Source organism: Streptomyces sp. NPDC045778 (assembly GCF_056431945.1).
Genome location: NZ_JBWKJZ010000038.1, coordinates 25,817 through 42,852, shown reverse-complemented (window position 1 = coordinate 42,852; position 17,036 = coordinate 25,817). Strand labels below are relative to the sequence as shown.

Annotated in this window: 4 protein-coding genes; all 4 read right to left on the bottom strand. The window is 75.2% G+C overall.

Annotation, left to right across the window (positions count from 1 at the left end; genetic code table 11):
• Positions 1-4: 4 nt before the first annotated feature.
• Positions 5-12,574: an amino acid adenylation domain-containing protein gene (locus AC07GB_RS34135; RefSeq protein WP_478852390.1), complete on the bottom strand. Its 12,570-nt coding sequence runs from the start codon at positions 12,572-12,574 to the stop codon at positions 5-7.
• Positions 12,571-15,255 carry an ACP S-malonyltransferase gene (gene fabD / locus AC07GB_RS34130; protein WP_478852388.1) on the bottom strand — a complete coding sequence of 895 codons (2,685 nt, stop codon included), beginning with the start codon at positions 15,253-15,255 and terminating at the stop codon, positions 12,571-12,573. Before fabD ends, AC07GB_RS34135 begins: the two co-directional genes overlap by 4 nt.
• Positions 15,256-15,301: 46 nt before the next feature.
• Positions 15,302-16,114 carry a DUF6039 family protein gene (locus AC07GB_RS34125; RefSeq protein ID WP_478852386.1) on the bottom strand — a complete coding sequence of 271 codons (813 nt, stop codon included), beginning with the start codon at positions 16,112-16,114 and terminating at the stop codon, positions 15,302-15,304.
• Between the two features lie 73 nt (positions 16,115-16,187).
• Positions 16,188-17,033, bottom strand: coding sequence for a hypothetical protein (locus AC07GB_RS34120; RefSeq protein ID WP_478852384.1), 846 nt, complete (start codon positions 17,031-17,033; stop codon positions 16,188-16,190).
• Positions 17,034-17,036 lie beyond the last annotated feature (3 nt).

Below are 17,036 nucleotides of genomic sequence, written 5' to 3'. Positions count from 1 at the left end.
CCTTTCATCGGGAGCGGAAGGTCAGGTCGAGCAGGGAGGAGACGCGCGGCGCGGCAACCGGCTCCGGTGCGGGCGGGGGCGCCGGTGCGGCCGAGGGCGCCGGTGCGGCCGGGGGCGTCGTCGCGCCCGCGCGCTCCCGCCACAGCCGGCGGCGGCGGAACACCGGCGCCGGCAGCGGGGCGCGCCGCGGGTGGCAGGCCGGTGCCTCGGAGACCACGGCGTGCGCGTTGGTGCCGCCGAGCCCGAAGGCGCTGACTCCGGCGATCCGCGGCCCGGCCCACTCCCGCGGCCCGGTGGCCGGGGTGAACGGGGAGGAGGCGAAGTCGAACCGGGGGTTGGGCGTCTCGCAGAACAGGGTCGGCGGTATCTCCCCGTGCTCGACCGCGAGCAGCGCCTTGATCAGGCCCGCGATGCCGGCGGCGCTGAGCAGATGGCCGAGGTTGGACTTCACGCTGCCGATCGCGCAGTAGCCGGTGCGGTCGGTCTGCTCGCGGAACACGTCCGTCAGGGCGCGCAGTTCGATCGGGTCGCCGATCAGCGTGCCGGTGCCATGGGCCTCCACCAGTCCGATCTGGTCGGCCCGGACCCCGGCCGTGGCCAGGGCCCGGCGTACGACCTGTGCCTGGGCCGCCGGGTTCGGCGTGGTCAGGCCCATGGTGTGCCCGTCGTTCCCGACCGCGACCGCGTCGATCACGGCGTGGATCCGGTCCCCGTCGCGCAGGGCCGCGTCCAGGCGCTTGAGCAGCAGCATCCCGCAGCCCTCGCCGGGCACGAACCCGTCGGCGTCCCGGTCGAAGACGGCGCAGCGGCCGCGCGGGGACAGGGCCCGCGCATGGCTGAATTCGAGGTACGGCTCCTCGTCGAGCAGCACCTCGACGCCGCCGGCGAGGGCCAGCTCCGACTCCCCCGCCAGCAGGCTGCGCATCGCGGTCTGCACACCGACCAGGGCCGACGAGCAGGCGCTGTCGACGACCAGGGCCGGGCCGCGCAGGTCGTACTGGTGGCTCAGCCGGGCAGCGATGAAGTTCTGGTCGCCGCCGAGGCCGGTGGCCGCGCCGTCGAGGCCGATGCGGTGCCGGTAGCCCGACATCCGGGCGCCCATGAAGACGCCGGTGTCGGTGCCGCGCAGCTCCTCCTCGCGGTAGCCGGCTTCCCGCAGGCAGGCGGCGGCCGTCTCCAGGGCGAGCCGGATCGCCGGGTCGAGGTCGCGGGCCTCCTCGTCGGTGAGGCCGAAGAACTCCGGGTCGAAGTCCTCCAGACCGTCGAGGAAGCCGCCCCACTTGCTGACGCTGTGCCCGGCCGAGCGCTCCGGCCGGTAGAGCCGGTCGGTGTCCCAGCGGCCGGCCGGGACCTCGGTGACGGCGCAGTCGCCGGCGCGCAGCAGGCGCAGGAAGGCGTCCTGGTCCGGCGCCCCGGGGAAGCGGCAGGCCAGCCCGATCACGGCGATCCGGCTGTCCGTGGCGTCATTGTGCCCGGGCCTTGGCGACGGTGACGGCGACGGCTGCGGCTCGCTCTCCGGGGACGGCGCCGGCCGGGCCGCGACGCCCGAGGCCGCGAGGTGGGCGCCAAGGCGGCCGACGGTCGGGTGGTCGAACAGGGCGGTCGGGGAGAGCGGGCTCCCGGTCGCGTCCTCGATCGCGGTGACCAGCTCGCCGAGCAGCACCGACTCCACGCCGAGGTCGGTGAAGGTGGTGTCGTGGTCGAGGTCCGCCTCGGGGATGCGCAGCGTGGCGGCGAACAGGGCGGCCAGCCAGGGCGCCGCGCCGGACGCGGCGGAGCCGGACTCCATGACCACTGCGGGCTCCGTGGCTGCGGGCTCCGCGGCGGGTTCGACGGCGGGTTCGTCGGCCGTCCCGGCGGCCGGCTGCGGCCGGTTCGCGTGCAGCGCGGTCCCGGGGTCGAAACCGCCGTCGTGGGGCGCGACGGGCGGGACGGGCAGGTAGACCCCGGCCGGCAGGTCGAGCACCCGGTCGAGGACAGCCAGTCCCGCGGCGTCCGAGAGCGCCGCGAGCCCGGCCCGTGCTCCGGCCTCGGGGTGGTCCGTGCCGCCGCCGGTCTCCCGCCAGACGGGCCAGTTCACGGCCCGCACGCCGGGGCGGTGCCGGGCGACTTGGTCCAGGTGGGCGTTGGCGGCCGCGTAGTCCGCCACCCCGGTCGCGAGGGCGGGAACGGCGGAGCTGACGGAGGAGAAGAGCAGGACGAACTCCAGCGGGTCCGCCCCGGTCAGCTCCAGCAGGGTGTCCAGGCCGTCGCCCTTGGGCTCCAGGACGGCCCGGATGTCCGCGAGGTCCTTGCGGACGAGCGGCGCGGGCCCCGCGGACGAGCGGCCCGCGCAGTGCACGACGCCGCCGACCGGGCCGAGGGCGGTGCGGACCGAGTCCAGGAACTCCGACAGTTCGGCACGCCGGGTGAGCGGGCCGGTGTGGGTCATCACCCGGGCGCCGAGGCGCTCCAGTTCACGGATGTGGGCGACCGCCTCGGCGTCCGCGGCGGACAGCTCGCCGCCCCAGGAGTGCCGGGCCGGCAGGGGTCGCGCGCCGAGCACGGCCAGCCTGCGGGCGCCGCGCCCGACCAGGTGCCGCGCGGTGAGCGCGCCGAGGCCCCGGGTGCCGCCGGTGATCAGGTACACCCGGTCCGGGTCCGGTCGCCACGGCGCCGGCTCTGCGTCGACGGGGACCAGGGCAGGGCGGTGGCGTCGCCCGGCCCGCAGACAGAGTTCGCCGTACGGTCCTGAGTCCCGCCAGGCGGTGAGGATTTCGGCCAGGTCGTCGGGGCGGTCGGTGTCCAGGACGGTGGCCCGGGCCGAGGGGTACTCGGCCCCGAGCGGACGGACGAAGCCGGCCAGGCGGGATCCTGCCGGGTTCGGCCGGACTCCGGGCACGGCGGTCAGGCCGCTGGTGACCTGGACGACGCGGACGCCGCCGGCGGGACGGGCGGCGAGCACCTCCTGGAGGACGGCGAGGCGGGCCGTCCAGGGCCCGGCGTCGTGTTCCTGCGCCGGGCCTTCGGCGAGCGCGCACAGGTCCAGGAGGCCGTGGACCGGCCCGCGGGCGAGCAGTTCGCGGACGGCCGCGACCGCGCCGGGGGCGTCCGTGAAGTCGACGCCCTGGCGGAGCGTCACGAGCCTGGCGGGCGCGAACGCCACGGCCAGGCCCGGCCGTTCGTCCGCGAGCAGGCAGAGCACGGTGCCCGCGGGCGCGGGTCCGGGCGCGGGGGGCGCCTCCTCCTGCCAGGCGCGGGCGAGCAGCGGTACGTCCGTGCCGTGATCCGTCGGCTCCTGGTGAGGCACCCGGTCAGGCACCGGGTGAGGCACCGGCTGCGGCGTCGGGGACGGGACCGGGGCCGGGTCCGGGACCGGGGCGGGCGGGTTCGTCCGGCTCCCGGTGGCGGGGGCGTCGGCCCAGCAGGGCATCGCCTCGAACGGGTAGCCGGGCAGGTCGGCGATCCGGCGCGGGCCGGGGTGCAGCTCCGCCCAGTCCACCGTGCCGCCGTCCGCCCAGTGCTTGGCGAGGGCGTCCTGCGGCGTGCCGGGCGCCGCGAGCGGCCCGGGGGTCGCGCCCGCCCTGCCGCGGACCACCGCGCCGGTGTCCCCGGCCAGGTAACGGCCGAGCAGCTCCGCGAGGTGGGCCGGGCTCTCCGCCACGACCGCCAGCCGTTCGCGCAGCGCCTCACGGCCGAGTTGGGCGGTGTAGGCGAGGTCGCCAAGGGGCGCCGGCCGGCCGGTCAGCATCCGCCGCCAGCGCTCGGCGAGCAGCCGGAGCCGTTCCTCCGTCCGGGCGGAGAGCACGATCAGCTGCGGCCCTCCGTCCGGCGTGCCGTCCGTGTCCCGCGGCGGGGCCTCCAGTACGACGTGTGCGTTGCTGCCACCGGCGCCGAACGCGCTGACCCCGGCCCTGCGCGGCAGACCGGCCGGCCACGGTTCGGCGGCGCGCTGGACCCGGAACGGGCTGCGCTGCCAGTCGATGTGGGGGTTGAGCCGCTCCGCGTGCAGGGACGGCACCAGGGTGTCGTGGCGGAACTGGAGCACCGCCTTGGTCAGTCCCGCGATGCCGGCGGCCGCCTCCAGGTGCCCGAGGTTGGACTTGAGCGAGCCGATCGGCCAGTGGCCGGGCGGCTGCGCGGCGGTGGTGGTGAACACCCGTCCGAGACCGTCGAGTTCGATCGGGTCGCCGAGCGGGGTGCCGGTGCCGTGCGTCTCCAGGTAGCCGATGTCCGCAGGGCCGACCCCGGCGTCCCGGAGGGCGCTGCCGATCAGCTCGCCCTGGGCGACCGGGTTGGGCACGGTGTAGCCGTTGGTCCGGCCGTCGTGGTTGACGGCGGTGCCGAGCACCACGGCGTGCACGCGGTCCCCGTCGGCGAGCGCCCGGGCCAGCGGCTTGAGCAGGACGGCGCCGACGCCCTCACCGGGGACGAAGCCGTCCCCGCCCGCGCCGAAGCTGCGGCAGCGGTGGTCGGACGACGCCATGCCGAGCGTGCGCAGGGTCGCGAACTTGTTGGGGTGGAGCGAGAGGTTGACGCCGCCGACCAGGGCCGCCTCGCACTCCCCGCGCCGCAGCGCGCCGACCGCGAGGTGGAGCGCGCTCAGCGAGGCGGAGCACATGGTGTCCACGGTCAGGCTGGGTCCGTTGAGGTCAAGGAAGTAGGAGACCCGGTTGGCGATGCCCGCGACGGCCGAGCCGACCGGGCGCGGCCCGTCCAGGCCGAAGAACGGGTACTCGTTGTACATCGAGCCGACGAACACCCCGACCCGGCCCTCGTGCCGCTCGCGCAGCCGGGCCCTGGTGTACCCGGCGTCCTCCAGGGTGTGCCAGGCGGTCTGGAGGAACAGCCGTTCCTGCGGGTCCATCGCGGCGGCGTCGCGCGGCGTGATGCCGAAGAAGAGCGGGTCGAAGCCTGCGACATCGTCGAGGAAGCCGCCGGTCACCCGCTCCGGGCCCTGGAGGGCCCGGCGGTCCTTGGGCAGGTCCGTCACGAGGTCCCGCCCGGACAGCAGGTGCGTCCAGAACTCGTCCAGGTCCTGGGCCCGCGGGTAGCGGCCCGCGATGCCGACCACGGCGATCCGGCCGTCGTCGGCGGCGTCCTCCCCGGCCGGACCGGGCCGCGCGGGCTGCGTCGTACGTCCGGCCGTCGCGCCGTCGGCGGGCGTCCGCCGGAGTTCGGCGAGGGCCTCGGTCACGCCGGCGAGGTCCCGGTGCGCGAAGAACAAGGTGCTGGGGACGTCCTCGCCCAGGTCGGCGCTCAACCGCGCGGTCAGCCGCACGGCTTGGGCCGAGGAGAGGCCGTAGTGGTCCATCGGCGTGTGCGCGTCGAGCCGCTGCCGGGGGACGCCGGAGATCTCCGCGTAGACCGTCGTGAGGTACTCCGCCAGCTCCCGCCGGGCGGCTTCGTCGGCCCCTTCGGCGTCGACGCGTTCCTGCGGTACGGGTTCCAGCGCGTGCCGGACCGGCAGGAACGTGCCGTTCGGCAGCGGCACCCGGCGGGCCCCGGCCGGCCGGTAGGGCGCCCAGTCGAGGTCCCCGCCGGACGTCCAGGCCGCCAGCGCCGCGTCCGCCGGAACGGGCGGCGCGGCACCGCGTTCGACCGCGTCGAGGGCGGCCCGCAGCTCCGGCAGGGTCGCGGCCTCGATCACCGTCCGGCACGCGAGGGGGTCGCGGCCGGACTGGAGGGTGAGCGCGATGTCCGCGAGCGCGGGTGCCCGGCCGGGGGCCAGGTGCCGGTTCAGCCGGCCGGCGAGTCCGGCGAGCTGCTCCCCGGTCTGTGCCGAGAGGGGGAACGCCAGACGTACGGCGGCCTCGTCCGGGCCTGCGGGGTCTGCGGCGGGCGCGGCCCGCAGCACGGCGTGGGCCAGCGAGCCGGTCGCGCCCACGGAGTTGACCAGGGCCCGGGCCGGGGCGTGGCCGGGCCGGTCCGCAGGGCGGAGGGCGGCCGGCCAGGTCCGCCCGGCTCCGTCGCCGAAGACGGTCGGGGCGGTGCGGCCGTGGCGGAACTGCAACAGGACCTTGATCAGTTGGGACATCCCGGCCGCCGCCTCCAGGTGGCCGACGTTCGGCTTGACCGTGCCCACCCTGACCGGGCCGTCGGTGAACACCGTGCCCAGCGCCTCGATCTCGGCCGCGTCGGCCAGCAGGGCGCCGGCGGCCGCGCACTCGACGTAGTCCACGTCGGCGGGTGTCACCCCGGCCCGGGCCAGCGTCTCGGTGAGGGACCGGGCGAGCCGGCCCGCCTGCGGGCTGCCGAAGCGGCCGTCACCGGCGTTGTGCGCGACCCGGGTGGCCTCGACCACCGCCATGGCGGTGTCGCCGTCACGCTCGGCCGCCGCGGCCGTGCGCAGCAGCACCGCGCCGACGCCCTCACCGGGCGACCAGCCGGCCGCCGCGGTGTCGAAGGCGCCCGCGGGGAGCCGTTCGGCCAGCAGGCCGAGGTCGGCGAGGAGCCGCAGGTGGTACGGGTGGGTGACCAGGTTGACTGCGGCCACCACGGCGGTGTCGCACTCGCCCCGGCGCAGGCTCTCAGCCGCGAGGTGCAGCGCGGAGAGCGAGGACGAGCAGGAGGTGTCCACGGCCAGGCTGGGGCCGTCGAAGCCGAAGCAGTGCGAGATCCGGTTGGCCGCGTCGGACGCGGTGGCGGATATCTCCGCCGACCCGCCCGAGCGGGCCCGGTCGGCCCCGACGTGCTGGTAGTCCTGCCACATCGCGCCGAGGAAGACCCCGACCCGGCCGGCCTCGTTCAGCGAGCGGGCCGTGTGACCGGCGTCGTCCAGGCACTCCCGGACCGTGTGCAGCAGCAGCCGCAGCTGCGGGTCGAGGGCGGCGGCCTCGACCGGGGCCACCCGGAACAGCAGGCTGTCGAAGCCGTCGACATCGGTGAGGTAGCCGCCGGGCGGCGCGGACTCGGGGAACTGCGCGGCGCGCCCGGCCGGCACCTCGGTCAGCGATCTGCGGCCCTCGCTCAGGTTGCGCCAGTAGGTGTCCAGGTCCTCGGCGCCGGGGAACCGGCCCGCCGCACCGACGACCACGACCTCCGGGTCGGCCGCACCGGGCCCGCCGGCCGCCGCCGCGTCGGCCACGGCGCGGCCGGCCGCGGGCGTGGCCGGGGCGCCGGGGACGAACAGCGGACGCGCGCCGAGGGCGGTCGCCGACGGCAGCGGTTCGGCGAGCGGACCGCCGAAGAAGGCGTGCAGGTAGCGGTGGCGCGGGCCGAGGCCGAGCCGGTCCCGCAGCTCGTCGAGGGTCTGGGTGCCGACGGGGCAGAGCCCGACGCCGGTGAACGGCTGGGCCAGCAGCAGGAGTTGGCCGAGGTATCCGGCCTCGAGGAGCTGGAAGCGCTCGCTGTCGTCCCCGTACAGGGGCGCGATCGCGTCGTCCGCCCCGAACAGGTGGATCTCGAACGCGGCGCGGTCGTGCACCGGCCGGTTGTAGACGAAGTGCCGGGACCGGTCGAGTTCCGGAGCCGGGTCGAGCAGGTGGAGGGCGTGGTCCACCGGGTGGTGGTAGTAGAGGCCCTCGGGCACGCCCTCGACGCCGTCCGGCCTGACGTACACGTAGACCTGGACGGAATAGGTGTCGCCGGCCGAGGGGTAGAGCCGTCGGCGGCGGCCCTCCTTCTCGGTCTCGCGGAGCAGCCCGAGCAGCCGTCCGAACGCCTGCCGGGAGACCGGGCCGGGGCCGAACTCGCGTCGGCTCTCCCGCCAGACGAGGTGCTCGTCGGCCACCGGCTCGCCGTCGAGCGCCAGCACCCGGTCCCCGTCGGCGGGGCGCCGCAGGTCCCAGCGGGCGCGCTTGAAGGCGTCCCGCTGCCCGGCGTCGAAGAAGTCCACCTCGGCGGGCGCGGACGGCACGGCGGGCGGGGCCTGCGGGACGGCGGCGGGCGCGGTCGGCAGGGCGGCGGCGTCCTCCCGGGAGGTGTCCGCTCCCGTCTGGTCGAGGACGGCCCGGGCGATGCCGGCCACGGTCGGGTCGAGCAGCAGCGCCGACACCGGCACCTGCCAGCCGTACCGCTGCTGGAGCGCGCCGGAGACCTGGACCATGGTGAAGGACGTGGCGCCCTGGTCCCAGATGTCGGCCGCGGTGTCGATCGCCGAGAGGTCGAGGAGTTCGGCGAAGACCGCGGCGATCTCCTCCGCGAGCGCCTCGGCCGACGGCGTCCCGGCGGGCGCCCCGGCCGCCGGGGCGGGCCCGGGCGCGGCGCCGGCCGGGCTCAGCCGGCCCGCCGTCAGTGCGTGCCGGCTGCCCGGCTCGACGGGCCAGGGCAGGGCCTCGCGGTCGAGCTTGCCGTTCGAGGTGGCGGGGAAGGTGTCCACGAAGGCGACCACGTTGGGGACCATGTAGTCCGGCAGCGTCCGCGCGGCGTACCGGCGCAGCTCGGACACGGCGGGCTCCGTGCCGTCGGCCGGTACGACGTAGGCGACCAGCTTGCGGTCCGCGGTGCGGTCCGGGCGGGCGAGCACCACGACGTCACGCACGTCCGGGTGGCTGCGCAGCCGGTGCTCGATCTCGGGGAGTTCGACCCGGAACCCGCGGACCTTGACCTGGCCGTCGGCGCGTCCGTGGAAGGAGATCACGCCGTCGTCGAAGAAGCTCGCCCGGTCCCCGGTCCGGTACATCAGGGCGCCGTCCCGGCCCGCGAACGGGTCGTGGACGAAGCGCTCGGCGGTCAGTTCCGGCTGCCGGTGGTAGCCGAGGCTCAGACAGTCGCCGCCGATGTAGAGGTCCCCCTCGACACCGGGCGGGCAGGGGCGCAGTCGCTCGTCGAGGATGTAGTACGAGGCGTTGTCGATGGGCCGCCCGTACGGGATGCTCCGCCAGGACGGGTCGACGGTGCCGACCTCGAACCAGTTCGACCAGACGGTCGCCTCGGTCGCGCCGCCCAGGCTGACGATCCTGGCCCGCGGGAACAGGCCGCGGACCTGGTCGGGCAGGGGCAGGGGCGTGAAGTCGCCGCTGAGGTAGACGAGGCGCAGGGTGTCGGTGCCGGGCCGGCCGGCCCGGGTCGGGAACAGCGGGGCCAGCTGGTTCAGGGTGGTGGGGGCGGAGTTCCAGAAGGTGACGGGCTCGCGGAGCAGTACGTCGAGGAGCAGGTGCGGATCGCGCTGCTCGGCCTCGTCGGCGACGTACAGCGAGGCGCCGTACCCGAGCAGGCCGAGGATGTCGAAGACCGAGAGGTCGAAGCCCAGCGAGGTGACGCAGAGTCCGACGTCCCGCGGGCCGAAGCCGTGGGTCCGCTGGCACCACCGCAGCAGGTTGAGCAGCGGACGGTGGCTGACCTCGACGCCCTTGGGGGCGCCGGTGCTGCCGGAGGTGAAGATCACGTACGCGAGGTCGTCGACCGAGCCGTCCTGCTCCGGGTCGTGCTCCGGCCGGCCCTCGGCGGTGACGGCCAGCGTGCGGACGTGTGCGGGCACCTGCCAGCCGGTCCGCTCCTCGTCGGTGAGCAGCAGCCCGACCCGGGCGTCCCGCAGGATCGCGGCGGCCCTGGCCTCGGGCAGGGAGGGCTCCAACGGGACGTAGAAGCCGCCGGCCTTGAGCACGCCGTGGACGGCGGCGACCATCGCCGGGCCCCGGCGGACGCTGATACCGACCGGCGTTCCCGGGCCGACGCCCTCGGCGCGCAGGGCGTGCGCGATCCGGTTGGCCCAGCGGTTGACCTCGTCGAAGGTCAGCGAGCCGTCGGCCCAGCGGACGGCGACGGCGTCGGGGCGGGTCGCGGCCTGCTCCTGGAACAGGAGCTGGACCTTCCGGTCGGCGTCGGGGGACGGCCGCTCGGCACGGGGGTCCTGTCGGTCGGCCGTCGCCGGCCCGGCGCCGTCGGCGGCGAGGCCCGTCAGCAGCTCGCGGTAGTGGGCGAACATCTCGCCGAGGCGGCCCGCCGGGAATTGTTCGGCGTTCGCGTCCCAGTAGAAGCGCAGCTCGTCCCCCTCGTCGATGGCGATGCAGTCCAGCGCGACGTCGGGTGTACAGGTCAGCCAGGGGCCGAGCCGGACGCCCTCGGGCAGCTGCTGCTCGGAGAGGTCGAGCAGCCCGGTGTAGACGACCGGCAGGTCGAAGGCGCCGGTGCGCCGCTCCCGCATCACCCGGCGGCGCAGCTCGCCGAGACCGCTGACGCCGTCGGCGGCCCGGTCCTCCGTCACCACCCGGTGGAACGCGGCGGCCTGCTCCCACACGCCGAGTCCGGCGTCCTCGCGGGTGACCCAGCTGAGTGCCGTGTACTCGCCGGGCCGGAAGCGGCTCGATCCCTCGGTCCAGCGGACCACGGGGAGGCTGAACGGCACGGGGTAGTGCCGCGCCAGGGCCTCGGTGTAGGCGGCGGCCAGCAGGTCGTCCGGGTCGACCCCGGCCGCCTCGGCCCGGGCCCTGATCTCCCGCCAGCCGGTGAGGACGCCCGCCAGGCGCCGCCGCTCGCGCGGGCCGTGCGCCGGGTCGACGGCCGGCCCGGCGTGCAGGGCGGCCACCCGGGCTCGCCAGTGCTCGGTCCGGGCCGTCCACCGCGGGGTGCCGCGCAGCGCGGCGCGCTCGGCGGCGTACGCGTCGTAGCCGTCGGTGGGCACCGGGGCGGCGCCGGGGTCGGTGTAGTGGCGGAACAGCTCGCGCACCAGGAAGTGGATGCTGCGGCCGTCCAGGACGGTGAGGTCGGTGGTGAGGTGGACGGTGGCGGCGCCGTCGGCGGCCAGGGTGACGCACAGCTCCGACTGCGGGCCGCGGCTGAGAGGCAGGGCCCGGCCGGCCATCCTGTGGCTCAGGCCGGTCAGGAAGTCCGCGGGCCGTTCGACACCCGCCAGGTCGACCACGGGGATCACCCACTGCTCGGGCACGTGCGAGGCGATCTCCAGCTGCCCCTCGCGGGTGACCACGGTGCGCAGCACGTCGTACGTGCGGACCAGCTTCAGCCAGGCCGCCTCGAGCCGCCCGAGGTCCAGGTCGTCGACCTCGAAGGTGTGGTGGACCTGGCAGCCGTCCCACTCACCGGCCGCGGCGACGGCCCGGGGCACGAAGTACGCCTGCTGGAGTTCGTTCAACGGGCGCCGGGTGGCCGGGCGGTCGCCGAGACCCTCAAGGGCGTTGACGAACGCGGCGAACAGCACCTCGGCCTCTCCGGTCGCGAAGCGCCCGGACAGCACGTCCCAGCGCAGCCGCAACTCGCCGTCCCGCTCCCACATCTGGTGGTCGAGGGCGACGCCCGTGGTCTGGCTGAGGGCGTACCGGACGGCGCCGGCGAATCCGTCGGCGCCCGCCCGGCCGGTGTCGAGCAGGCTGGTGAACACGACCGGCAGGCTGGGGGCCGGGGCCGAACGGTCCTTGGCACGCAGCGCGCGCAGCGCGGAGACGCCGGACACGGCGGCGTGGTCGAGCCCCTCCCAGAGCCGCTGGTGGACTTCCTGGACGGCGTCGGGAAGCGGTCGGTCGAGGGTGTGGGGCAGCGGCAGGACGAGGCTGGAGGTGAACGGGCCGACCAGGTCGTCGGCCTCGGCGGGCAGCCGGGAGCGGTGGTTGGTGGTGAGGATCAGGGAGCGCGGGCGGGCATCGCGCTGGCGGCCGAACACCTCGGCGAAGACGGTCAGCACCAGGGCGGTGGGCGACACCTCCCACCGGGCGGCGAGGCGGCGCAGGGCCTGCCACTGCTCGGCGCCGATCCGGCCGGTGAGCGCGGTGCGGGCGACGGGGCCGCCGGTGGCAGGGCCGCCGAGTTCGGGGCCTTGCGGAAGGTCGGCGAGGCGCTCGGCCCAGTGGTCGAGGTCGGCCTGGTACCGGGGGGTGCGCCGCTGGGCGGCGAGGTCGGCGAGGCAGTCGCGCACGGTGAGGCGGGGCGCGGGCAGCTCGTGTCGCGGGTCCTGGTAGCAGCGCCACCAGTCGTCGAGGATCACACCGAGCCCGTGCCCGTCGATGAACAGGACGTCGATGCTCAGGTGGACGACCGCCTGCCCGTCGTCGCCCCGGGAGACCTCCACGGTGTGCATCGGCCACTCGCCCGGGCGGTAGTGCCGGTGGGACAGCCGCTCGCGCACGTCCGGGGCCCCGTCGAGCCCGCCGACGGGCAGCCGGATCGGGTCCACCTCCTCCTGGACCCGCTGCCTGCCGTCCGGGGTGACCACCGCGCGCAGCATGTCGTGGTGGCGGACGACCTTGTTCCAGGCGTCCTCCAGGGCCTGGGGGTCCAGGTCGGCCACGTCGAACTCGCGGTAGACGTGGCAGCCGATGGGGTCGTCGCCGAGCTGTGGGTCCTTGGCGACCAGGTAGGCCTGCTGGAGTTCGGTGAGCGGGAACGGCTCGTACCGGTCGGCGGGGCCCACGGCGTCGCCGTCCGGGGTTTCCGTGCCGGGGGCCGGGGCGGGCGCGGCTGGGCCTGCTTCGGCGTCCGTGTCCTCGACCCGGGCCAGCAGGTCTGCGGGAGTGGCGCACTGACGCAGCCACGACACCGGTACGTCCACTCCGAACTCGCGCCGGATCCGGAACCAGACCCGGGTCAGGGCCAGCGACTCCAACCCCAGTTCGCGCAGCCCGAGGTCGAGGGTGACCTCCTGCCCGGGCAGCACCTCTTCGAGGATGCGCAGCAGCGTACGGGTCCGTTCGTCTTGCCTCACGTCAAGTCTCCTGCGGTGGCGGCGGTCCAGGTGCGCAGCGAGCCGTCCAGCAGTTCGGCGGCACCGGTCATCAGTAGCTCGGCGATGGCGTCCACGTGCCGGGCGCGCCACGGTTCCAGCGGGGTGCCGGACACCAGGCGGTTGAACGCGCCCAGGGCCGGTCCGCAGTGGATCTGGTAGTTGACCTGTTCGCCGGGGGTGCCCTCCAGGGCGATCCGGGTGGAATGGGCGAAGTACCAGCGGAAGACCCGGGCCATCCGGGTCTTGGGGTGTTGTTCGGCCCGGGCCAGCTCGGCGGGACGGCGGTCGCGCAGATGGGCGCGGGCCTCGGCCCAGATGTCGTCGAAGGTGCGCCGGAAGTAGCGTTCCTCAAGGGTGCGACGGGTCGCCTCGTCGATGTCGTCGAGTCCGTCGTACTGGCGGTAGACCTGGAAGAGCTTGTTGGCCCGGGCGGGGAAGAGGGTGCCCTTGCGGACCACCTGGACCCGGGCGCCGAGTTCGAACAGGTCGCCGGCCGGCGCGTAGGCGGTGTCCTGTACGTCGACCGTGGCGAGCAGGTCCTTGACCGCGTCCGAGGTGCCGGCCTCGACCGAGCACTGGTTGACCGAACCGGTCAGGACGAAGTCCGCGCCCAGGACGAAGGCGGCGGCGACGGATTCGGGGGCGCCCATGCCTCCGGCCGAGCCCACCCGGATCCGCCGGGGGTAGCGGTGCCGGGCCATGGCGTCGTCGCGCAGCCGGATCATGGCCGGCATCAGCGCGTAGGGGCTGCCGGCGTCGGTGTGGCCGCCCGAGTCGGCCTCGACGCAGAGGTCACCGGCCACCGGCAGCAGGGCGGCGGCCTCGGCCTCGGCGGCGCTGAGGGCCCCCTCCGCGACCAGCCGTTCGAGCATCGGCGCCGGCGGCGGGCTGAGGAAGGAGGTGGCGACCTCGGGCCGGGAGACCTTGGCCAGCACGTGCCGGACGGCGGTCGGGGTGCCGTCGGCCGCGCGGTGCGCGCCGGCGTAGCGGAAGCGGACGACGGCGGGCGTCACCGCGGTGAAGGCCGCGGCCTCGACGTACCTGACGTCGTGTCCGATGAGCAGGTCCACGAGATCGCGCTCGGCGGCCGGGTCGTCGGGGGTGGCGAGCAGATTGACGCCGAACCGGGCACCCGGGCCCAGGCGCTCGCGGATCGCGCCGAGGGCGGCGTCGGTCTCGGCCGGGGTCAGACCGCCGGTGCCGAGGAAGCCCATGAGACCGGCCCGCGCCATGCGGACCACCAGGTCGACGGAGGCGATGCCCCGGTACATGGCCCCCGCGAGATAGGCGTAGCGCAGCCCGTAGTCGGCCCGGAACTCGGCCGAGCCGAGGCACCCGGGCCACACCTGCCGACCGCCGGGCGAGCGGGTCGGGGCCGGAGACTGAAGAACCGCGGACAGCCGGGCCGGGACCGGGACACGAGCGGACACCGGCGCCGGGCCCTGAACACCCGCGGCCACACCCACCGGCGCGGAGACACGGGCCGACACCGGCACCGCAGCGCCCGCGGGCCCACCCACCGACGCAGAAACACCAGCCGACACCGGCACCGCAGCGCCTGCGGGCGAGCCCACCGGCACAGAGACACCAGCCGACACCGACCCGGGGCCCGCAGCCCCCACGGCCACACCCACCGGCCCGGAATCACCCGCCGACACCGGCACCGACTCCGCAACACCCACAGGCAAACCCACCGGCACGGAATCACCAGCCGACACCGACCCCGAAGCCGGGGCACCCGCAGGCGAGCCCACCGGCGCGGAGACACGGGCCGGCACCGGTGCGGGGCGCCCCGTAGGCAAGGGCACCGGAGCGGGACGCTCCTTGGTGGCCTTCCACAGATCCGTGAGCACCCGCCCCGGCCCGATCTCGACGAGGTCGGTGACCCCCTGGTCGAGCAGCAGGCTCATGCTCTCCCACCAGCGCACGGGTGCCGTGATCTGACGGGCGAGCAGCTCCCGGACACCGCCTGCCGGGTAGGGACGGGCCGTGGCGTTGGCGATGACCGGGATGCGGGGGTCGCGGAGTTCCACCGTCGCCAGGAACCGCTCGAACTCGGCGGCGGCACCGGCCATGTAGCGCGAGTGGAAGGGCGCGCTGACCTTCAGCGGCACGCTGCGCCCGAGGCCCGCTCCGGCCACCGCCCGCGCGGCCGCGCGCAGCGACTCCTGGGGTCCTGCGAGCACCACCTGGGCCGCCGAGTTCCGGTTGGCCAGGTCGATGTCGTCCAGGCCGGCCTCGGCGAGCAGCCCGGCGACACGGTCGGGGTCGGCGCCGAGCACGGCCGTCATGCCGCCCCCGGCCGCGCCCCCCATCAGCTCGCCGCGCCGCCGCACCAGCCGGACGCCGGTGGCGAAGTCGAAGCAGCCCGCGGCGAACAGCGCGTTGTACTCCCCCAGGCTGTGCCCCACGAGGTGGGCGGGGGCCGGGGCGTGCTCCAGCCGGGCGAGCCCGCCGAGTGCGTTGACCACGAACAGCGCGGGCTGCACCGAGCGGGTGTCCGTCAGTCCGGGTTCGGCGCCCCGCAGGCACACCTCACGGATCGGATAGCCGAGGATCTCGTCGGCCTGCCGGACGAGGTCCGGGAACCGGTCGAACACCTCGGCCCCCATGCCGACCCGCTGCGCACCCTGCCCCGGGAACGCCCAAACCTCGGTCATCCGTCTCAACTCCGCTACGGGTAAGGGTGGTTACGGGTACAGGTGATTACGGGTTCTGCTGACGCGTCGCGTAGAGCCCCCAGTGGTGCGGGGTGAGCGCGGTCTCGCGCACGCTGCCGTCCACGAAGGTGCCCGGCCTGCCCTGCGCCGCCAGTTCCTCGCGCAGCCGCCCGTACACCGTGAGGTCCTTCAGACCGATCACCCAGTGCACCCGCTCGGCGTCGCCGAAGGCCTCGTCGAAGAGGGTCACGGCGGCCTCGCCCGCGAACCGCTTGTTCACCGTGTCGGCCAGCTCGCGGGCCAGCTCGCGGCCCTCGGGGGCGAAGCCGTGGCCGATGCGCGCGGAGCGGAGCAGCACGATCCCGGCGGACGCGGAGTTCAGCTCAGGACCTGCCTGCCCGGTCCACGGCAGCATCACCGTCGAGTGCACGCTCCCGTCGACGAAGAGCCGGTCCCAGGCGCCGCCGCTTTCCTGCTCGACCCGGTCCTTGGCTATCGACTCGCGGAACGCCCGGTCCCGGTCGCCCATTTCGACCAGGTCGTAATAGACGTCGAGCGCGTCGAGGTGAATGAGGAAGTGGATTTTGTCCTCGTACCCGAAACTTTCCTCATAGACGAAGGCGCTGGCCTTCCCGGCCTGCTGGGAATTGACGTGCTTCGCCACCTCGCGGGCGAACATCCGGCCCTCGTTGCGGAATTCGGAGCGGAGCTGGCCGCTCTTGCGGACAAGCACGCCGGAGTTCCCGGAGTGCAACAGGGACTCGGGCGCGGCGGTTTCGACCTGGTGGGAGGCCGGAGGGACGATCTGGGAGCGCCGGTTTGCCGTCCCGGTCATCGGCTCCGTGAAGGGTTGGGTCATGGAAGGTCGTTCTCCTTCTGATGGTTTCCTGCGGCCGATGTGCCCACCGGTTCCCCGCCGGTCCGTGGCGACTCTAGGCGGGAGTGGCGAAATGCTGCTGCTCAGTTCGGAGCAACTCGTCCACGAGTTCGGCGACCGAGGGATCGCGCATGAGTTCCAGGTGGGGCAGGTCGAAATCGACGACGCGGCGGACGAGGCCTGGGCGGTCCTTTTCCGGGAAGGCGTCGAGCCCGAACCCGTCGGTCGCGGAGTTCAGTGCCGTCGCCTCCTTCCAGACCGGCCGCGGGTCGATGTCGGCGCCGGCCGCCAGCCAGTGCAGATAGCTGGTGAAGATCAGGGCGAGTTCGGTGCTGCGCTCGCCCGGCATGCCGGCCCGCTCGCAGGCCGGGGGCAGGACGCGGCGGCAGAGGACGCCGAGGCCCGCCGCCAGCTCCAGCGGGGTCGCGGCCGCGGCGTCGGCCTCGCGGCCCTCGCGGATCACCTCCGCCACCTCCTCCGCGCCGAGCACCGGGCTCAGCCGGGCGGTCATGAACCGCTCGAAGTGCTCGATCACCATGTGGCGTTCGGCCAGGTCGGGATCTATCAGGACGAGCCGGGGCCGGTCCTGGAGGCGGGAGATCTCCGCCACGAGGGCGGCGGCGAACACGCTGCCGCTGCAGAACCCGACGACGGCGCGCACCGGCAGGCCGCTGTCGCGGATGTCCGCCACCCAGCGGTCCACGTGGCCGGACGCGTCCAGGCCGTCCTCCTCGCCGTACGGCGGGGGCATGGTCTCCCAGAACGTGGCGGGGGTCCGGAGTCCTTCGACCAGTTCGGTGAAGGTCGCCGACGGGCGTCCGGCGGTGCCGAAGTCGGCGAGGACCACGAGTCCGCCGCCGTCGGCCTCCCGCAGCACGCTGTGCGCGACAGGTGTCTTCAACTG